The sequence below is a fragment of the Microbacterium sp. LWH12-1.2 genome, from assembly GCF_040675825.1.
In the GTDB taxonomy this organism is placed as follows: domain Bacteria; phylum Actinomycetota; class Actinomycetes; order Actinomycetales; family Microbacteriaceae; genus Microbacterium.
Genome location: NZ_JBEGIJ010000001.1, coordinates 483,605 through 501,324, shown reverse-complemented (window position 1 = coordinate 501,324; position 17,720 = coordinate 483,605). Strand labels below are relative to the sequence as shown.

At 68.3% G+C, this 17,720-nt stretch carries 13 protein-coding genes and 1 tRNA gene; 3 read left to right on the top strand and 11 right to left on the bottom strand.

From position 1 onward, the window contains the following. Positions 1 to 2: 2 nt before the first annotated feature. The 4 genes from MRBLWH12_RS02285 to MRBLWH12_RS02270 form a co-directional block, all read right to left on the bottom strand. The gene (locus MRBLWH12_RS02285; RefSeq protein ID WP_363545651.1) at positions 3 to 557 is read right to left on the bottom strand and encodes a PH domain-containing protein; all 555 of its coding nucleotides are present in this window, start codon (positions 555 to 557) and stop codon (positions 3 to 5) included. A gap of 57 nt (positions 558 to 614) precedes the next feature. Continuing rightward, positions 615 to 1,409, bottom strand: coding sequence for a biotin--[acetyl-CoA-carboxylase] ligase (locus MRBLWH12_RS02280; RefSeq protein WP_363545648.1), 795 nt, complete (start codon positions 1,407 to 1,409; stop codon positions 615 to 617). Between the two features lie 10 nt (positions 1,410 to 1,419). After that, positions 1,420 to 2,706 carry a CDP-glycerol glycerophosphotransferase family protein gene (locus tag MRBLWH12_RS02275; protein ID WP_341975325.1) on the bottom strand — a complete coding sequence of 429 codons (1,287 nt, stop codon included), beginning with the start codon at positions 2,704 to 2,706 and terminating at the stop codon, positions 1,420 to 1,422. 71 nt (positions 2,707 to 2,777) lie between these two features. Next, positions 2,778 to 4,055 carry a CDP-glycerol glycerophosphotransferase family protein gene (locus tag MRBLWH12_RS02270; RefSeq protein ID WP_363545645.1) on the bottom strand — a complete coding sequence of 426 codons (1,278 nt, stop codon included), beginning with the start codon at positions 4,053 to 4,055 and terminating at the stop codon, positions 2,778 to 2,780. 51 nt (positions 4,056 to 4,106) lie between these two features. Here MRBLWH12_RS02270 and MRBLWH12_RS02265 point away from each other — a divergent pair, with 51 nt between their 5' ends. Next, positions 4,107 to 5,177 carry a glycosyltransferase family 2 protein gene (locus tag MRBLWH12_RS02265; protein WP_363545642.1) on the top strand — a complete coding sequence of 357 codons (1,071 nt, stop codon included), beginning with the start codon at positions 4,107 to 4,109 and terminating at the stop codon, positions 5,175 to 5,177. Positions 5,178 to 5,189: 12 nt separating this feature from the next. On the opposite strand, the gene MRBLWH12_RS02260 is transcribed toward MRBLWH12_RS02265, so the two are convergent. The 3 genes from MRBLWH12_RS02260 to MRBLWH12_RS02250 are packed head-to-tail and all read right to left on the bottom strand — an operon-like array spanning position 5,190 to position 9,542. Beyond that, the gene (locus tag MRBLWH12_RS02260) at positions 5,190 to 6,626 is read right to left on the bottom strand and encodes a CDP-glycerol glycerophosphotransferase family protein (protein ID WP_363545639.1); all 1,437 of its coding nucleotides are present in this window, start codon (positions 6,624 to 6,626) and stop codon (positions 5,190 to 5,192) included. Beyond that, the gene (locus MRBLWH12_RS02255; RefSeq protein ID WP_363545636.1) at positions 6,623 to 7,876 is read right to left on the bottom strand and encodes a CDP-glycerol glycerophosphotransferase family protein; all 1,254 of its coding nucleotides are present in this window, start codon (positions 7,874 to 7,876) and stop codon (positions 6,623 to 6,625) included. The genes MRBLWH12_RS02260 and MRBLWH12_RS02255 overlap by 4 nt, the downstream gene beginning before the upstream one ends. 46 nt (positions 7,877 to 7,922) lie before the next feature. After that, the gene (locus MRBLWH12_RS02250; RefSeq protein WP_341975330.1) at positions 7,923 to 9,542 is read right to left on the bottom strand and encodes a S1C family serine protease; all 1,620 of its coding nucleotides are present in this window, start codon (positions 9,540 to 9,542) and stop codon (positions 7,923 to 7,925) included. Between the two features lie 100 nt (positions 9,543 to 9,642). Here MRBLWH12_RS02250 and MRBLWH12_RS02245 point away from each other — a divergent pair, with 100 nt between their 5' ends. After that, positions 9,643 to 10,845, top strand: a complete 1,203-nt coding sequence (locus tag MRBLWH12_RS02245; protein ID WP_363545633.1) for an aminotransferase class I/II-fold pyridoxal phosphate-dependent enzyme — start codon at positions 9,643 to 9,645, stop codon at positions 10,843 to 10,845. Positions 10,846 to 11,000: 155 nt separating this feature from the next. Here MRBLWH12_RS02245 and MRBLWH12_RS02240 read toward each other — a convergent pair whose 3' ends face one another. Further along, positions 11,001 to 11,810: a carbon-nitrogen hydrolase family protein gene (locus tag MRBLWH12_RS02240; protein ID WP_363545630.1), complete on the bottom strand. Its 810-nt coding sequence runs from the start codon at positions 11,808 to 11,810 to the stop codon at positions 11,001 to 11,003. 130 nt (positions 11,811 to 11,940) lie between these two features. Here MRBLWH12_RS02240 and MRBLWH12_RS02235 point away from each other — a divergent pair. Then, positions 11,941 to 12,014: transfer RNA gene (locus MRBLWH12_RS02235), tRNA-Met, on the top strand. Positions 12,015 to 12,049: 35 nt separating this feature from the next. Here MRBLWH12_RS02235 and MRBLWH12_RS02230 read toward each other — a convergent pair. The 3 genes from MRBLWH12_RS02230 to MRBLWH12_RS02220 all read right to left on the bottom strand — a co-directional run bounded on the left by MRBLWH12_RS02230 (position 12,050) and on the right by MRBLWH12_RS02220 (position 17,608). Then, positions 12,050 to 13,453, bottom strand: a complete 1,404-nt coding sequence (locus MRBLWH12_RS02230) for an FAD/NAD(P)-binding protein (protein WP_363545627.1) — start codon at positions 13,451 to 13,453, stop codon at positions 12,050 to 12,052. Between the two features lie 111 nt (positions 13,454 to 13,564). Beyond that, the gene (locus MRBLWH12_RS02225; RefSeq protein WP_363545624.1) at positions 13,565 to 16,465 is read right to left on the bottom strand and encodes a UPF0182 family protein; all 2,901 of its coding nucleotides are present in this window, start codon (positions 16,463 to 16,465) and stop codon (positions 13,565 to 13,567) included. A 57-nt stretch (positions 16,466 to 16,522) separates the two neighbouring features. After that, a complete protein-coding gene (locus MRBLWH12_RS02220) occupies positions 16,523 to 17,608 on the bottom strand; it encodes a YlbL family protein (protein ID WP_363545621.1) in 1,086 nt (361 codons plus the stop codon). Between the last annotated feature and the right edge of the window lie 112 nt (positions 17,609 to 17,720).

Below are 17,720 nucleotides of genomic sequence, written 5' to 3'. Positions count from 1 at the left end.
GCTCACTCCTCGACGAAGGAGTCGGAGCCGGCCTGCGCGTCGCGGTGCGCCAGGATCTGACTCACCTCGATCTGATCCGCCAGAGTCTCGTGCACGAGCGTGACGTTCGGCACGTTCGCGATTCGCAGCGGCGTGTCGACGCCGTTGGAGAGAGTGATCGTGCCGACGCCCCAGAGCCGCTGCAGGATGCCTCGACGCACGCCGATCGTGTACCCGCGCGCATGCGACATCTCGCGCCGCTGACTCGCACCCAGCCCCTGCTTGACGATCACGCGTCGCGTCGTCACCGTGCAGGTGCGCGACAGCCAGAGCGCGTACGGCACCACGACGACGAACAGCACGACGATGCCGGCCGCGGCGAGCAGCATCCAGTTCTCGAAAGGTGCCGGCAGATTGTCGAAGAAGTAGGCTGCCGCGCCGAACACTGCGATGAGCACGATCGCCGACCAGAACAGCCGCCGCGCGTGACCGCGGAATCGGGCGATGAGGAGTTCCTCCGCCGGCACACCGGGCGGCGGCATCATCGGCCTGCCTCCGAGCGTCACGGGCTGAGTCACACCTCTATTGTGCCTGTGGTCGGCGACATCGCAGGAGGCGCGCCGATCGTGTCAGCGTCAGAGTGCGCGAGCATGCACCACGTCACCGGCCGAGATCGTGCGCTCCACCTCGTCGGTGCGCACCACGAGGCGCCCGTCCGGATCCAGCCGCGTCGCGCGCCCCTCCACGAATTCGCCGCCGGGCAGCGACACCCGTACTTCGCGCCCCAGCGTGACGCACCGCGCGGTGACGGCTGCGTGCAATCCACTGCGCACAGCGCCATCCGCTGCGACGAGCGCCGCGAGGTGCGCGTCGAGAGCCCGCAGATACTCGGCCAGCAGGCGGTCCTCATCCGCACGGACGCCGAGCACGGCGAACGACGTCGCCGTCGGCACCGGAAGCTCGGCTTCCGTCATCGCAGTGTTCACGCCGGCCCCGACGATCACCGCGTCGCCCGTCGCCTCCGCCAGGATTCCGCAGATCTTGCGTGCGTCGGTCACCGTGCCGCCGGCCTCGACGTCGTCCACGAGGACGTCGTTCGGCCATTTCACCCCGACGTCGCGGCCGGGAAGCTGCGCAGCGACGGCATCCGCCATGGCCAACCCGGCGACGAGGGGAATCCAGCCTCGCGCCTCGGGCGATACCGGCAGACGACGGAGCAGCACGGACACGGCGAGCGATGCCCCGGCCGGTGCGGTCCAGACGCGATCGAGCCGTCCGCGCCCCGCCGTCTGATTCGCCGTCACCAGCGCCGACATATGCGGCCAGCCCACGAGATCGTCCGAGTGCGCCCTCAGGTCCGCGTTGGTCGACCCCGTCTCCGGCAGGACGTCGAGTCGGGCGGCGACGACGGCTGCACGGGGGACGTCCATGGTGGAGCTCCTAGATCTCTTCCTCGTCGGCTTCTTCGTCGTCATCGTCCTCGTCGGAGCGGATGCTGCCCATCTCGTGCTCGTGCCACTCATCCCACTCCTGCATGAGCCGCTCGATCGCACCGTGGAACTTCTCGGAAGCGACTCCTGGCGTGGTGTCGCCGAAGTAATGCTGCACCCACATCTGCAGGCGGGCGATGGCCTCCGCGTCAGCGCCGACCCTCTCCACCTCGGCGACGATGTCGGCAGCGGCATCCGTCGTCAACCATTCGCAGTCGGCGAGGTACCCGGTGGTGTCGACCGAAGCCCGCTCATCTGCGGGGCGGGTGATCATCAGCGGCTTTCCTGCCGCGAGCCGGTCGTAGACCATCGCCGAGATGTCGACGATGGCGACATCGGCGGAGGCGAGCTGCCAGCCGAGATCCGGGCCGTTGTCGTAGACGTGCTGGGCGGTGGCATCCGCGACATTCGCGGCAGCCACTGCCGCGATGATCCGACGATGAGCGGCCCCGTACTCCTCGTCGACCACCCCGCTGCGCGGGTGCGGGCGGTAGATAACCCGATGGGTCCCCGTGGACAGCAGTGCGGTCACCAGCGCTTCGCCGTGGGTCGCGATCGAGCCGTAGTGCGCGCTCGGGCGGTCGCCCTCCCAGGTCGGGGCGTAGAGCACCACGGTGCGCTCGTCGGGGGTGTACGGCAGCGTTCCCGAGTAGTGGTCGGCCTGCGGCCGGCCGATCTCGATCGTCCGCGCATCGATGTCGTAGTTCCACAGTGTGCGGGAGAGCCGGTCACGCGCAGCCTGCCCGGCCACGAAGGCGTAGTCGTAGGCCTTGTACTGGTTCGTGGTCATGTACATCTTGTCGGACTCGCCGTGATTGATGAACACGTGCCAGCGGCGTCCGTACCGGAACATCTGGAAGTTTCGGGTGTTCTGGTTCACGTACAGGACGACGCGGATGTCCTGCTTCGCGATGAACTTCTCCAGGTCGCGCACCGTCGGCACGAAGGTGATCGGCGGGGCGCCCTCCTCCTCGAGCAGCTTTTCCGCACCGGTCGCGTTGCGGGAGATCACGACGACCGGCCAGCGCTTGGCGAGCTCCGCGAGCGGGCGGTACCACTGACGCATCTGGTACATGTTCACCGCACCGTCGGCGAAGTACACCGCCACCTTGAAGTGGGCGACCGGGAGCGGCCCGTCCGTCTGCAGCCGACGCCGCACGCGTTGCACGGCGGATCGCGAGACCAGCGCTCGCCTGAGCAGGCGATATGCCTTCGTCGCATCGGAAACTGCACCCATCCTTCCAGGATACTGAGTCGCCGCCGCCGTCACGGCTCCGCGAGATCACGATGCGGCGGCGACCTCGGGCCTCAGATCTCCGGTTGATCGAGGGCGTCGTCCTCCCCCGCATCCGCCGACGGCTGCAGGAAGTCGCCGTCCAGAGCGTGCCAGCGCTCCCACTCGGCCATCAGCTGCTCGATGGCCGCATGGAACTTCGCCGTCGCGACGCCCTGGCTCGTATCGCCGAAGTAGTGCCGTACCCAGTGCCGCAGCCGCGCAGTGGCCTCTTCGTCAGCCCGGACACGGTCCACCTCGGCGACCACACCGGCGGCCGCATCCGCCGTCAGCCACTCGCAGTCCGAGAGGTAGCCCTCGTCATCGATCCGCGCGAGAGGGTCGACAGGACGAGTGATCAGCAGCGGCTTCCCGATGGCGAGGCGGTCATAGATCATCGCCGAGACGTCGACGATGGCCACGTCGGCCGCCGCAAGCTGCCAACCCACCTCCGGCCCGTCGTCGTGGACGTGGTTGGCGCCCGGATCGGCGGTGTTCGCGGCGGCGATCGCGGCGATGATGCGCGCGCTGGCCGCCCCGTACGCCGGCGCGATCACCCCGCTGCGAGGATGCGGACGGTAGATCACCCTGTGCCGGCCGGTGGCGAGCAGTTCCGCGACGAGTCGCTCACCGTGCGAGATCACGGATCCGTAGCTCATCGACGCACGATCTCCCTCCCACGTCGGGGCGTACAGCACGACGGTGCGCTCGTCCGTCGGGTACGGCGTCGCGGCGAGATAGTGATCGGCCTGTGGCCGCCCGATCTCGAGGGTGCGCTGATCGACGTCGTAGCCCCAGAGGGTGCGCGAGAGCCGATCGCGCGCCGCCTGACCGGCGACCAGCGCGTAGTCGTACGCCTTGAACTGGTTGCTGACCATGTAGACCTTGTCGGATTCGCCGTGGTTGATGAACACATGCCAGCGGCGCCCGTACCGGAACATCTGGAAATTGCGGGTGTTCTGATTCACGTACAGGACGATCCGAATGTCCTGATCGGCGATGTACCGTTCCAGATCGCGGATCTTCGGAACGTATGCGACCGGCAGGACACCGTCGTCGAGAAGCGCTTCGGCGCCGACGGCGGAACGCGAAAGCACGACGATCGGCCACCGTTCGGCCAGTTCCGTGAGGGGCCGGTACCACTGCCTGATCTGGTACATGTTCACGGCGGAATCGGCGAAATACACCGCGATCCGAAACTGATTCTCCTCCGGCGGTTCGACCCGGCTCCGCACCCGCTGGGCGGCCGCCCGCGACGCGACGGCGCGACGGATCAGACGGTAGGCCTTCTTCGAGTCTCTGATGACATGCATCCCTCGACGGTAATCAGCGAACCTCCGAGGTCCCCGTGACATGATCGACGGATGCATGACAACGAATCCGCAATGTCGCCGGCCGGCGTCTCGTTCGTCATGCCGGTTCTCAATGAACGCGCCTACCTCGAGCACGCCGTCGCATCCGTGCTCGCGCAGGAGCTCGACGGCCCGGCCGAGCTGGTGCTCGCCCTCGGGCCGTCCACCGACGGCACCACCGAACTCGCCCGAGAGCTCGCCGCCGATGACCATCGCATCCGGCTCGTCGACAACCCTGCCGCGCACATCCCGGTCGGGCTGAACGAGGCCATCCGAGCCAGTCGCTACGCGACGATCATCCGCGTGGATGCGCACTCGGAGCTCTCCCCCGGATACGCCGCTCGCGCACTGCTCACCCTGGAGCGGACCGGGGCGGCGAACGTCGGCGGCGTCATGCGCGCGGACGGCCGCACCCCGTTCCAGAAGGCCGTCGCCCGTCTGTACAACTCCCCCATCGGCCTCGGCGGCGGTGCCTACCACGGCGGCAGCCACGAGGGTGAAGCCGAATCCGCCTACCTCGGCGTGATGCGCCGGGAGGTGCTCGAAGAGGTCGGGCTGTTCGATGAAACCGTCCGTCGCGGCGAGGACTGGGAACTCAACCTGCGCATCCGGCAGGCAGGGCATCGCGTCTGGTTCGACCCGGCGCTGTCGGTCACCTACTGGCCTCGCGAGAGCTGGCTGCGCCTGGCGCGGCAGTTCAACGCTACGGGGGCATGGCGAGGCGAGCTGGTGCGGCGCTTCGGACGCCGTAACGGCATCCGCTACTTCGCCCCTCCCGCGCTGGTGGTCCTCATCGCCGTGGCACTGGTGGTCGCCGCGCTGCAGTTGATCGGCGTCATCACCGGTATCGCTTCGGTCATCGCGTCCCTCGTCTACCTACCCCTCGTCGCGTACGTGGTGCTGGTGCTGGGGGTCGCCCTCGCCCCCGGTGGCGGCGGTCTCCGTCAGCGATTGTGGACGCTGCTCGTGCTCCCCACGATGCACATCTCCTGGGGGCTCGGCTTCCTGGGTGGGGTGCTGCGCGGCGCGCGCGACACCGTCGACGCATCGCGCCTCGGAACCCGCAACACCCCGCTGCCGTAGTCACGGCGTAGGTCAGCGGGTCACGAACCCCTGATCGAGGATGCGGGCGACCACACGCTGTGCGGCATGGCCGTCGTCGCGTGTGTTGAACTGGGCGCGCCAGGCCGCGTAGCGGGACGCGTATGCCGCCTCATGCCCGGTATCGGCCAGAGCCGCCGTGAGTTCCTCCTGCGTGTGCACCAGCGGACCGGGCGCCCGGTCTGCGAGGTCGAAGTAGAACCCACGCAGCTCGCCGCGGTAGTGGTCGAGATCCGGCACCAGGAAGTACATCGGCTTGCCGGTGACGCTGAAGTCGAACATCACCGAGGAGTAGTCGGTGATCAGACCGTCGGCGGCGAGCAGCAGCCGCGCCGTCTCGGGATAGCCGGTGACGTCGATCACGCGTGCGCCCGCCCGGTCACGGCCCGGCTTCAGTGTGCGCGAGTGCCCGCGGACCAGGACGACCGCGTCGGCCTGCTGGGCAAGCAGCTCGAGGTCGACGAAATCCACGATTTCCGCGCGGTCGTCGCGCCAGGTCGGCGCGTAGAGGAGCACGCGTTCATCGGCCCCGATGCCGAGCGCCGTGCGGACGGCCGCCGCGTCGCCCGTGCGGAGCACGTCGTTGCGCGGATAGCCCTCGGTCCAGATCGGTCGCCCGAAGAAGGCGTATGCCTTCTTGAGAATACGAGCGGAGTAGGGGTTCTGCGCGAGCAGCACGTCCCACCGCCGCGCTTCTTTCACCACTGCCGCCATCCGCCGCGGGTCGAACCCGGGGCGATGCAGCGCCAGGCGCTTGAGCGGGGTACCGTGCCACGTCTGCAGCACTTTCTGGCCGGGCTTGCGGGCGAACCGGCGACGCAGCCAGTCGTTGACCACCAAGAGCCGCGCCGCGGCCCTCGCCTGCCACCATTCGGGGCTGCCCTCGACGACGGCGATGGCGCCCTCCGGAACAGCGACAGAGAGATCCGTCACACTCCAGTACCGGCGCACCCCCGGCGCCTGCACGGCGAGCTCCCGGTCGATCGCCTGCGGATTGCAGCCGACGCTCTGTCCGTAGAAGCTCTCGAAGAACACCGCGTTCTCGGTGCCGCCGGTCTGGGCGACATACCGCTCCTCCAGCGTCGACTGCCCGAGGGCGCTCTCGTACACCGGATCCAGCGGCGGCGCGATGCTCACGAGGTCGCCGTCGAGCGCGACCCGGAGCCGCGGAAGCAGGGTCGATGCGATGGACAACCCCTCGAGGGAGGCCCCGTCGACGCAGAGATCGTACTCGCCAGCGGGCAGGGGAAGTTCCGCTCCACCCCAGCGTGAAGCGCGCAGCGGGAAGGTCGCCTTCCACGTCTTGCCGCCGCCCGTGATCCTGGCGTCGACCCGCGCACGGGACCCGACCAGCTCGGCGTGCGTCGGACGCTCGCCTTCCCCGGCGATGATCAGCGTCTCCGCCTGCTCATCGATGCGGGCCGTTGTCATGATGCTCCCTTCGGCGCAGGGATACCCCGCGCACGGATTGCCTGGTACACCCGTCGGGTGTTGCGTCCGTCGCGGTACGCGTGCATCTCCGCGCTGAGCGTAGCGGAACGGTCAGACCTCGCGGTGAAGGCTTCCTCATCCGTGAGGAGGCGATCCAACTGCGTGCCCAGCTCGTCCCAGTCCACCGCGGCGTCGCCGCCTGCCACATCCTCGAAGCGTCCGTAGAAGCCCCGGGTGCGGGCGTACTCGGCAGCGTCAGGAGCGAGGAACAGTACCGGCATCGCCAGCAGGCCGACATCGAAGGCGAGCGACGAATAGTCGGTGATCAGCACGTCGACGGCGGCGAGCGCGGGAGTCACATCGGGCAGATCGCTGGAGCCCAGCAACCGCACCCGTCGACTGGGCAGCGGCGGCGTGTAGCCGCCTTCGCCGAGGGGGTGCGAACGGATCAGCAGCACGGCGTTGCGCTCCTCGAGCAGGCGGATGATCCGCACCCACTCCTCGGCCGTCGGCACCGCCGGGTCGGCCGCACCGTCACGCCAGGTGGGCGCGTACAAGGCCACGCGCGCGCCATCCGGCAGAGCACCGACAGTGTCGGCGAGCAGACGGGATGCCGCCGCGCGACGTTCTGCCTGCGGCCCGGCGGAGAGCACATCCACACGCGGCTCCCCCGTGACGACGATCCGTTCGTCACCGAGGCCGAAAGCCGACTCCAGTCGACCACGTGAGCGATGCGAGGCCGCAGGGAGAACGCGAATGCGCTGGGCCGCAGCCCGGTACAGCACGGCGACCAGGCGCTGCAGCAGCGCCGCTCCCGGTACTTGGGGCACCTGCGTCGTCGCCGGGGAATCGAGTCCGATGCGCTTGAGCGGGATGCCGTGCCACAGCTGCACCACGAATGCTCCGGCGACGGCGTAGCGGTTCACGTCACCGAGACCGTGGGTGACCACGAGGACGCCGGCGCGTGCCGTCTCCCACCAGCCCCGCAGACTCCCCTTGCGCGCCGTGCGGATGCCGAGTGCCTCCGCATCCTGCTCTTCACGCTCGGATGCGGTGAGCCAGAGCGTGTCGTGCCCCTCGGTGCGTGCAAGTCGTTGAAGGGCGAGTGCGCCGTCGCCGATTCCGGCTCCGCAGCCGAAGACCCAACGACTCCCGCGCGGGACCAGGAGCGTGCCTATGCGTCCCGCGGCATACACGGGGATCCGGAGCAGCTTGGCCGCATTGCCGGAGCCGAAAGAGAAGGACGCCACTCCGCGAGCCTATCGCGGGGTGGCGTCCTTCTCTGTGAACGGCGGGTCAGCCGGCGAGCTCTCCGAGAGTGACCTCGATCTCGTTCTCGCGACCGTCCCGGACGTAGGTGACGGTCGCTGTGCTCCCAGCGGCCGCTGCCCGTACCTGGGCCGTGAGGTCACTCGCGCTGGTGATCGGCACACCGTTGAAGGCGGTGACGATGTCGTCGGCCTTCAGGCCACCGGCAGCAGCCGCGCCGCCGCTCGTGACCTCGGCGATGAACGCACCGGCGACCTCTGCGTCCTCGACCGAGGCGGCATCACGCACCGAGGCACCCAGCAGGCCGTGGGTCGCTGAGCCATTGTCGATGAGCTCCTTCGACACACGATCGGCGATGTTCGACGGGATCGAGAATCCGAGTCCGATCGATCCGGACTCCTCGGAGTTGCCGGAACTGGCGATCGCGACGTTGATGCCGATCAGCTCGCCCTTGCTGTTGACGAGCGCACCACCCGAGTTGCCGTGGTTGATCGCGGCGTCCGTCTGGATGACGGCGATCGAGATCGACTCGGAGCTCTGCTGCTGACCGGAGCCGGGCATGTCGAACTGGAACGGTCCGCCTTCGCCCTCCTCCTCCGGCGCTTCCTCCTGAGGAGCGTCCTCGCTGGACGAGTCGGGAAGAGCGGATGAGGCGATCTGGATGCTGCGGTTCAGCGCACTGACGATGCCCGTCGTCACGGAGTTCGACAGCCCCAAGGGGGCGCCGAGGGCGACGGCGGTGTCTCCGACATTGAGTTTCGACGAGTCGGCGAATTCGATCGGCGTGAGGCCCTTCGCGCCCTCGAGCTTGATCACGGCGAGATCGTAGATCGGGTCGGTGCCGACGATCGTGGCGTCGTAGATGCGCCCGTCCGAGGTCGTGACGCGGATCGTCGGATCCGCTGCGGCACCGCCGAGCGTGACGACGTGAGTGTTCGTCAGAACGTAACCGTCGTCGCTGATGATCACACCGGAGCCGCTGCCGCCCTCGTCGGTGCCCGCCACCTCGATGGTGACGACCGACGGCAGGGCTTTCGCGGCGATCGCCGTCGTCTCGTTGACGGAACCGGGATTGTTCACCGTGACCGTCTCCGGACCGGAGGCGACTCCGCTGGGCGGCGGAGTTCCGACGGCGCTCCAGATCGCACCGCCGCCGAATCCGGCGACGCCGCCGACGAGGGCTGCCGCGACGACGAGGGCTGCGACCTTCACGCCGCTGCGCGGCTTCTGGCCTGTGCCCTTCGCAGTATCTGCGACCGGAACGCCGGAGGACGCGTTTCCCGGGACGTCGACGAAGCCGAGCGGCGCAGTGCTCCCCAGCGGCAGCGTCGGCTGCGAGGCACCGACGGGCGTCACCGGGAGTCCGAAGGCCGCACCAGCGGCCGGAGCCGTGTACGGACCTGCAGCCGGGGCGCCAGGTGGCACGACCGGAGCCCCAGGAGGCGTGGCCGACGCGAACGCCGACGGCATTTCGTGTCCCTGGCTCGGCTGTGCCGGTGCAGCGAACGCCGGCACCTCTGCGATCGGCGCGGGGGCGACCGTGGCTTCTCCGGGCGCGGCGCTCCCTGTGGGGTTCGCGGCAGCATCTGCGGCCTGGGCCGGCGGCACAACGGGTGCCGTGTGGTCGTGGGTGTTGTCTTCGTTCATGGTGTGTGCTCCTTCAACAACGCCCCTTCAGAATGAACCCCGTATCTGTGCGTTTCGTATGCTCGGGATGAGTTTCCGCTATGGCCTTAGCCTGTTCTTCATGAGTGACATTCCCGGTGCGTGGCGACGCACGGCAGCAGGGGCCGGCCTGCTCTCGGCCGATGGCGCTGTCGCGCCCACCATCTTCGCAGAGATGTCGGCCGCTGCGGCGAGAACCGGCGCGATCAACCTGGGGCAGGGCTTCCCCGATGAGGACGGCCCGGCTGAGGTGCTGGATGCCGCGCGAGAGGCGATCGCGCGCGGTGCGAATCAGTACCCGCCCGGGCGCGGCATCCCCGACCTGCTGGCCGCGATCAGCGAGCACCAGCAGCGCTTCTACGGGTTGAGTGTGGACCCGGAGCGCGAGGTCATCGTGACGGCAGGCGCGACAGAGGCGCTGACCGCGACGCTGCTCGCGCTCATCGACGGGCCGGACGACGAGGTCGTCGTGTTCGAGCCGTACTACGACTCCTACGCCGCCGCCGTTGCGCTGGCCGGTGCGCGGCTGCGCACGGTGCCGCTACGCACTCCCGACTTCCAGCCGGATCTGGGTGAGCTCGCAGCATCCGTCAACGACCGCACCCGGATCATCCTGGTGAACGACCCGCACAACCCGACCGGAGCCGTCTTCGGCCCGGAGGTGCTGGCCGAGATCGTGCGCCTCGCCGTGCTGCACGACGCGACCATCGTCACCGACGAGGTCTACGAGCATCTCGCCTTCCACGCGCCGCATACGCCGATCGCGACGCTGCCCGGTGCCGCGGAGCGCACGCTGACGATCTCGTCCGCCGGGAAGACGTTCAACACGACCGGCTGGAAGATCGGGTGGGTGCACGGCCCCGCCGAGCTCATCACCGCTGTGCTCACCGTGAAGCAGTACCTCACGTACGTGAACGGCTCGCCGTTCCAACCCGCGATCGCCGTGGGGCTGCGTCTGCCGGATTCGTACTTCGCGGATGCGGCCGCAGCTCTCACCCGCAAGCACGAGATCCTCGGTGCAGGTCTCCGCGCCGCCGGGTTCTCGGTGCATCCCCCGCGCGGCGGTTACTTCACCGTCGCCGATGCCACTGCGCTCGGCGGGTCGGATGCCGCCGCGTTCTGCCGCGCCCTCCCCGAGCGCGCCGGGGTCGTCGCGATTCCACTCACCTCGTTCGTGTCGGCCCAGCACCAGGCTGATTACGCCGGTTTGGTGCGGTTCGCCGCGTGCAAGCGGGTCGAGGTGCTCGAGGAGGCCGCCTCTCGGCTGGTTGCCTTCGGCGCCTGACACCGTCTTTGGGAGGGTCGCTGCGTCTACCCGCGTGCCAGTTGCATGACCGATGCACACATGCAGGTCTGCAGTTCGGCGTGTCGCCCTGCAGGTGTGTTTTCGTCATGCAGGTTGAACGCGATGACCATGTCGGCGCATGATCCGCCGCGGGCTCAGCGCGGGATGACCGTGTAGCGGCGCACCCGCAAGGACGGGTTCACGGCGCGCACGCGTTCGATCGCGGCGCGCTCCACGACAGCCACAGCGATGCCGTCGCCGGTGCCGATCCCGGCGAGCACGACGCCCTGCGGGTCGATGATCTGCGAGTGACCGACGCCGATCGGGGTGGGGTGGTCGGCCGCGACGACGTAGGCCGTGTTCTCGATGGCGCGGGCGGCGAGCAGCGTCGTCCAGTGGTGCTCCTTGAGCGGGCCACGGACCCACTCCGCCGGCACGACCAGCACGTCGGCACCGGCATCCACCAGGGTGCGCGCCACCTCAGGGAAGCGCAGATCATAGCAGGTCATCAGCCCGAACCGCAGTCCCCCGACGTCGAATGTCGACGCCTCCCCTACGTCGCCCGCCTCGATCCAGTCCGATTCCCGCTGCCCGAAAGCGTCGTACAGGTGCTGCTTGCGGTAGACCGCGAGGATGCCGTCTCCCCGCACGGCCACGACGGCATTGCGCACATGCTGCTCGTCGGCCGCCCGTTCGGCGAGACCCGCGACGATGACCACGGCGTACTCGGCCGCAAGCGCGATCAGCGCGGTCACGAACTCGCCGTCGAGCGGTTCGGCATTCTCGAGGAGGGTGGCGTCCATCGGGTCGACGAAATAGCTGGAGTACTCCGGGACCACCACCAGCTTCGCTCCGCGCGCGGCGGCATCTGCCGTCAGCGCGGCGATCCGCTCGAGGTTGTCGGCGCGGGATGCCGTCGGCGCGAACTGGCAGACGGCAACGGGCAGTGCGGATGTCTCGGACATGCCCCCATCCTCCCAGCATCCGCCCGCGCTTCAATGTCGATTCAGCCGGCGTTGGCGCTTCTGAGACACGCCCGGGGGGTCGCGCTCGATTCGCCGACCCCCGGAATCCGTGATAAGTTACTTCTTGTGCCGCGGGGTGGAGCAGTTCGGTAGCTCGCCGGGCTCATAACCCGGAGGTCGCAGGTTCAAATCCTGTCCCCGCAACAAAAGAAGGCCCGGATCCGCAAGGATCTGGGCCTTCATCTTTCTCTGGAAGCCTCGCCCCGAGCGCGGTCGCTCAGCAGCCCCAGAGCCTGCAGACCCGGCTCCCGGTGCTGTTTCAGTCGGGCTTTCACGGCATCCAGTTCCGCTGACTCGCCGTATCCGGCGGGCACGCGCGCCGGATTCAGCGCCACCCGGTTCGCCCACTCCGAGATGTCGGGTTCCGCCCCGAACGCCTTCGCAGAGCGCGTGCCGAGGATCGTCATCTCGACCCAGTCCGCGAGGGTGCTCGAGTACGGCGAGGGGAGGCAGACGCGGTTCTTCTCGCCGTCGTCGTCACGAGTCGCCTCGACGTAGCCGATCATCGCGGCACCGAAGCACGGGAACCCGGTGCGAGTCGGCTGCGGTCTGATGGCGTCGCCGCCCCAGATCGGCACCAGTGGCCGTCTTCGCAGCCCCTCAGCCGCGCAGTGCACGACGACCGCCTCCCGCTGGACCGCCTCCGTCCCGTCGTTGAACGTCAGCCGCCCCGGTTCAACCCGCCGCAGGTGCCCTCGGCGCACGACATGCTCGACCGTACGTAGCAGAGCCAGCTCCCACAGGGCCAGGGTGGGTGTCCGCGCCATCGTGGGCAAGACGGAACGATCGATCCGCAGCAGCACCTCGGCCTCCTCCAGACGGAGGAACAGATCGTCGAGTGACGTCGCCAGGCGCGCCGCCTCCATCGTGTCGGCCGCCATCCCCAGCAGGATCGCGGGATCGGGCTGAACCTTCGCTCGATTGAGCATCCACGGATCCCGTGGGCGCACCCAGCAGATCGCTCCGGGGGCGACGCCGCGGCCGAGCAACCACACGATCGAATCCGTGGCGGTCTTGCCCGAACCGACGATGACGTACTGGCGCTGTGGATGCTCCAGTTCGGGCAGCTCATTGACCGGGATCACCCGGGCGCCCTCCGCGACCACGAACGGCGGCGGCACCATCGCGGGGATCTTGGGCGCCAGGTAGGTCGCATCCACAATCCGGCAGCGAGACGTCACGGCGAACCCGGGTCCCCCGCCGCCGGAGGAGACTCGGCCGTCGCCGAGGTACGTGCAGCCTCCGAAGAACTCGACTTTGCCGGATGCGAGCATCCGCTCCGCGAGAACGGATGCGTAGTACGCGCAGATCTGATCGCGGTCGGCTCGCTCCTGCAGCCCGGCCTCGGGGCCTTGCGTCTGCAGCCTTCCGCCGCCGAGCAGCGTGGATGCCACGCCGTAGAACATCGAGGCCTGGTGGAGGCGGACGAATGGGTACGCGTCCAGCCAGTGGCCGCCCGGGGCGTCCCGCTGGTCGACGAGCGCCACCCGCACGTCGGCGCGGTCGATCAGCGCGTCGGTGAACGCCATGCCGGCCGCTCCGGCGCCCACCACGAGGTAGTCGACATCCAGCGTCCTGGGCATCTTTCCAGTGAAGCACCGGCCGGGTGGCGCGTCCAGGGCATGCGAGACGCGAGTGCAGGACGCAGAATGGGCGCCCCCGGAGGGGCGCCCATTTCGTCCGTCAGTCGCGGACTACTTCGCCGCGGCGTCCAGTTCGAGCAGCTTGTTCACTGCAGCTGTGAGGCGCTTGTCGGCCTCCGCGAACTTGGTGAGGTCGCCCGCCTTCAGCGCGGCCTCACGGTCAAGCAGCGCCTGCTGAGCCGCAGCCAGTGCGTCAGCCTCGGCATCGGTCGGCGTCGTCGGCACCTCGCCGGCATCCGGATCCGTCGGCTCCTCGGTGCCCGGATCTGTGGGCTCGACCTGATCGTCGCCGCCGTCGGCTCCGGCATCGCCACCGAACAGCTTGTCCAGCGCCGCCGTCAGTGTGTCCTCGAACGCGACCTCGTCGCCGAAGGCGACCAGCACCTTCTGCAGGCGAGGCAGCTTGGTGCCCTCGGAGGACTGCACGTACACCGGTTGCACGTAGAGCAGTCCGCCACCGACCGGCAGGGTCAGCAGGTTGCCGTAGAGAACCTCAGACTCACCCTGCTGCAGCAGGTTCAGCTGCGGCACCACTGCGGTGTCGGAGTTGTACGTGTTCTGCACCTGGCCTGGACCGGGCACCGTGGTGTCGGTGTCGATCTCGAGCATCCGCAACTGTCCGTAGCCCTCGGCCTTCACACCGGCCTCGGCCCCGGCATCCGAGTCGACCGCGAGATAGCCCATGAGCACGTCACGGTTGCTCCCGCCCTGCGCCGAAGGGATGAATGTCGAGAACATCGAGAAGCGCGGCGAATCCTGGCCGGGCATCTGCATCGTCAGGTAGTACGGCGGCTGCAGCTGCGATTCGCTGCGCGGATCGTTCGGCGTCTGCCAGCGGTTGTCCTGCTGGGCGAAGGAACCGGCCTTGTCGATGTGATAGATCCCGAGGATGTCCCGCTGGATCTTGAACAGATCGGTGGGATACCGCACGTGGCTCATCAGATCTCCGGACATCTCGCTGATCGGCTCGACTGTCGACGGGTAGATCTTCTGCCAGGTCTTGAGGATCGGGTCCTCGGTATCCCAGGCGTAGAGCGTGACCGAGCCGTCGTAGGCGTCGACCGTGGCCTTGACCGAGTTGCGGACGTAGTTGATCTCGTCGATCGCGAGCGTCGGCGTCGGGACGTTGGAGTCGGCGATCGCGTCCGAGAGGCTCACCTTGGACGAATACGGGTACGTCGAGCTCGTCGTGTAGCCGTCCACGATCCAGACGATCCGGCCGTCGACGACGCTCGGGTACGGGTCACTGTCCAGCTCGAGATACGGTGCCACCTTCTGCACGCGGGTCGTCGGGTCGCGGTCGTAGAGGATCTGCGATTCCTCGTTCACGAGGTTCGAGAACAGGATCTGCTCGGACTGGAACTTGAGCGCGTAGAGGAGCTTGGTGAAGGTGTTGCCGATGCTCGGCCCTCCGTCACCCTCGAAGGTCGTCTTCGTCTCGTTGGAGCCGTCCTTGCCCCGCGGGTAGTCGATCTCGACCGGGTTGTCGCCGTCGGGCGCTCCGACGATCGAGTACTCCGGCGAGGACTCGCCGAAGTAGACGCGCGGCTCGAACTTCTCGGAGTCCGTGAGGAATCCGGCCGAAGGGATACCCCGCTCGAGGAAGACCGGCTCGCCATCGGAGGTGCGCTGGTTGCCTGCCGCCGCGACGAGGCCGTAGCCGTGCGTGTACACCGCCGCACTGTTGTTCCAGTTGCCGACGTCGACACCCTCCATGTCGAGGTCGCGCACCGAGACCACGGTGTCCTGCATGACACCGTCGATCTCGTAGCGGTCGACGTCGAGCGTCTCCTGGAACTGGTAGTAGCCGCGGTACTGCTCGAGCTGACGCACGGTGGGGCTGATGACCTCGGGGTCGACGATGCGGATGGATGCCGTGGTCGCGGCGTCTTCGCGCAGCTGACCGGCCTCGGCATTCGTCTCAGCCGTGAACGGCGTCTTCTCGAGATCGGCGACGCCGTAGGCCTCTTTGGTGCCGTCGATGTTGCGCTGGTAGAACTCGGCCTGCAGCTCGTTCTGGTTCGGCCCCACCTGGAAGGTGTCGACAGCCCACGGGTAGCCGACGCCGACGACGAGAGATGCCACGATGAGCAGCGCGGTCGCCGCCAGCGGGAACCGCCAGCGGCCGATGATCGCGGTCACGAAGAACAGCACGGCGACGAGGGCCGCGAGGATCGCGAGGATCGCCAGGCCCGGAATGGTCGCGTTCGCGCCGGTGTACGCGGCGCCGATGATGCGGTCGTCTTCTGCGACGAGAGTCTGGTAGCGGTCGAGCCAGAGACTCACAGCCTGCACCAGCAGGTAGAGGCCGGCGAGCACCGCCAGCTGGATGCGAGCGGCCTTCGAGATGCGCAACTCGCCCTGGCCGATGCGAACCGAGCCGTAGAGGTACGACACCAGCGCCGTCACGAGGAGGCAGAGCAGCACCACTGCCGAGACGAATGCCAGCAGGATCGAATAGAACGGCATCGCGAACATGTAGAAGCCCGTGTCGAGACCGAACTGCGGATCGACGGTGTCGGTGGCGACGCCGTTGGCCCACAGCCAGACCGTCTTCCACTGCGCCGCGGCCGAGAATCCGGCGAACAGACCGAAGAAGATCGGCATGCCCCACATGGCGAGACGGCGCAGCGGCTCGATGACCTCCTGGTAGCGGTCGAGCTGCGAGCTCAGCCGCACGTAGACCGGCCGCAGTCGGTAGGCGAGCTGAATCGTCACGAACAGGGGCACGGCCATTCCGAGGAAGCCCAGTGCGAACATCAACGCGGTGGCGACCCACTGCGTGGTCAGCACATTCGCGAAACCGACCTGGTCGAACCAGAGGAACTCGGTGTAGAGCGAGGCGAAGACGAAGAATGCCGCGATCAGCGCGGCGATGATCACCATCGAGATGGTGATGATCCGTCGGGACGTTCGGGGCGTGGCCGGATTCGGCGCGGAGGTCGTGGTCACCGTCCCATCCTAGGCACGCCTGGCTATGAGCGGGGTCCCAAGCCGATCACGGCGCGGTCACGGAGCGACGCAGGTGGGAAGCGATTCCACATCGCCGTCGCTTGCGATCACCTCGAGCGCGTCCAGGGACTCATCGAGAGTCGCGGTGCGGATGACCTGCAATCCGTCCGGGACGTGGCCGATGACGTCTGCACAGTTCGCCTCTGGTGCGAGGAAGTACTCGGCTCCGGCATCCCGCGCGCCGTACAGCTTCTGCCGGATGCCGCCGATCGGCCCCACCGTGCCATCGGCCTCGATGGTTCCGGTTCCGGCGATGCCCGCTCCCCCGTTGAGCTCGCCAGGGGTCAGCGTGTCGATGATGCCGAGCGCGAACATCATGCCGGCGCTCGGACCGCCGACGTTGTCGAGCTGGATCGCGACCTCGAACGGGAAGTCGTACTCGGTCTTCAGGGAGATCCCGATCAGCCAGGTCGTCTCGTCGCCCTCGGTGCGCTTCTCGGGCGTGAGCGATACCGTCTGCTCATCACCGCCGCGGAGCACCGTGAGCTCGACGGGGTCGCCCTCGGCATCCTGAATCGCCTGCCGCAGCACCTTCGCTGAGGAGACCGCCTCGCCGCCGATGGCGGTGATCACGTCGCCCGCCTCGAGCAGCCCGTCCGCCGGCGCGCCCTCGATCGCTTCGACGACATGCACCCGCGCACCGGTGTCGTAGCCGAGCTCCCCGAGGGCCGCGGCCGTCGCCTCATGCTGCGAGTCGACCATCAGCACCGCGTTGTGCTCGTCGCGCTGCTCACTGCTGACGCCTTCGGGAAACACCGAGTCCAGCGGCACGACAGCGCGCGAGGAGTCGGTCCACGCCAGCGCCAGTTCGAACCAGCTGGGGGTGCGCTCCCGATTGCCGATGACCTGGACCGTCGTGAGGTCGAGGGTTCCCGCGGTCTTGAAGGTCTCGGCGCCCTCGATCCGGATCAGCGGAACCTGCTCGCCGTCCTTGCCTGCAGCGGTTCCGAGCGTGTCGTACACGGGGCCGGGGCGCTGGATCACGTACGGCGTGGGCAGGAAGGTCAGCACGACGAGCGCGACGAGCGCGACGATCAGCGCCCAGACACCCAGTCCGGGCTTGGCAGACCGGAATCTGTCCACAGTGATCCTCCGTCGTTCGCGGGCGGCGTACAGCGATCTGCCCGCTTCGGGGTCACGTGCAGAAACCTGCAACTAGCGTAGATGCCACGGCTATCGGCGTGCTGAGAGGGCG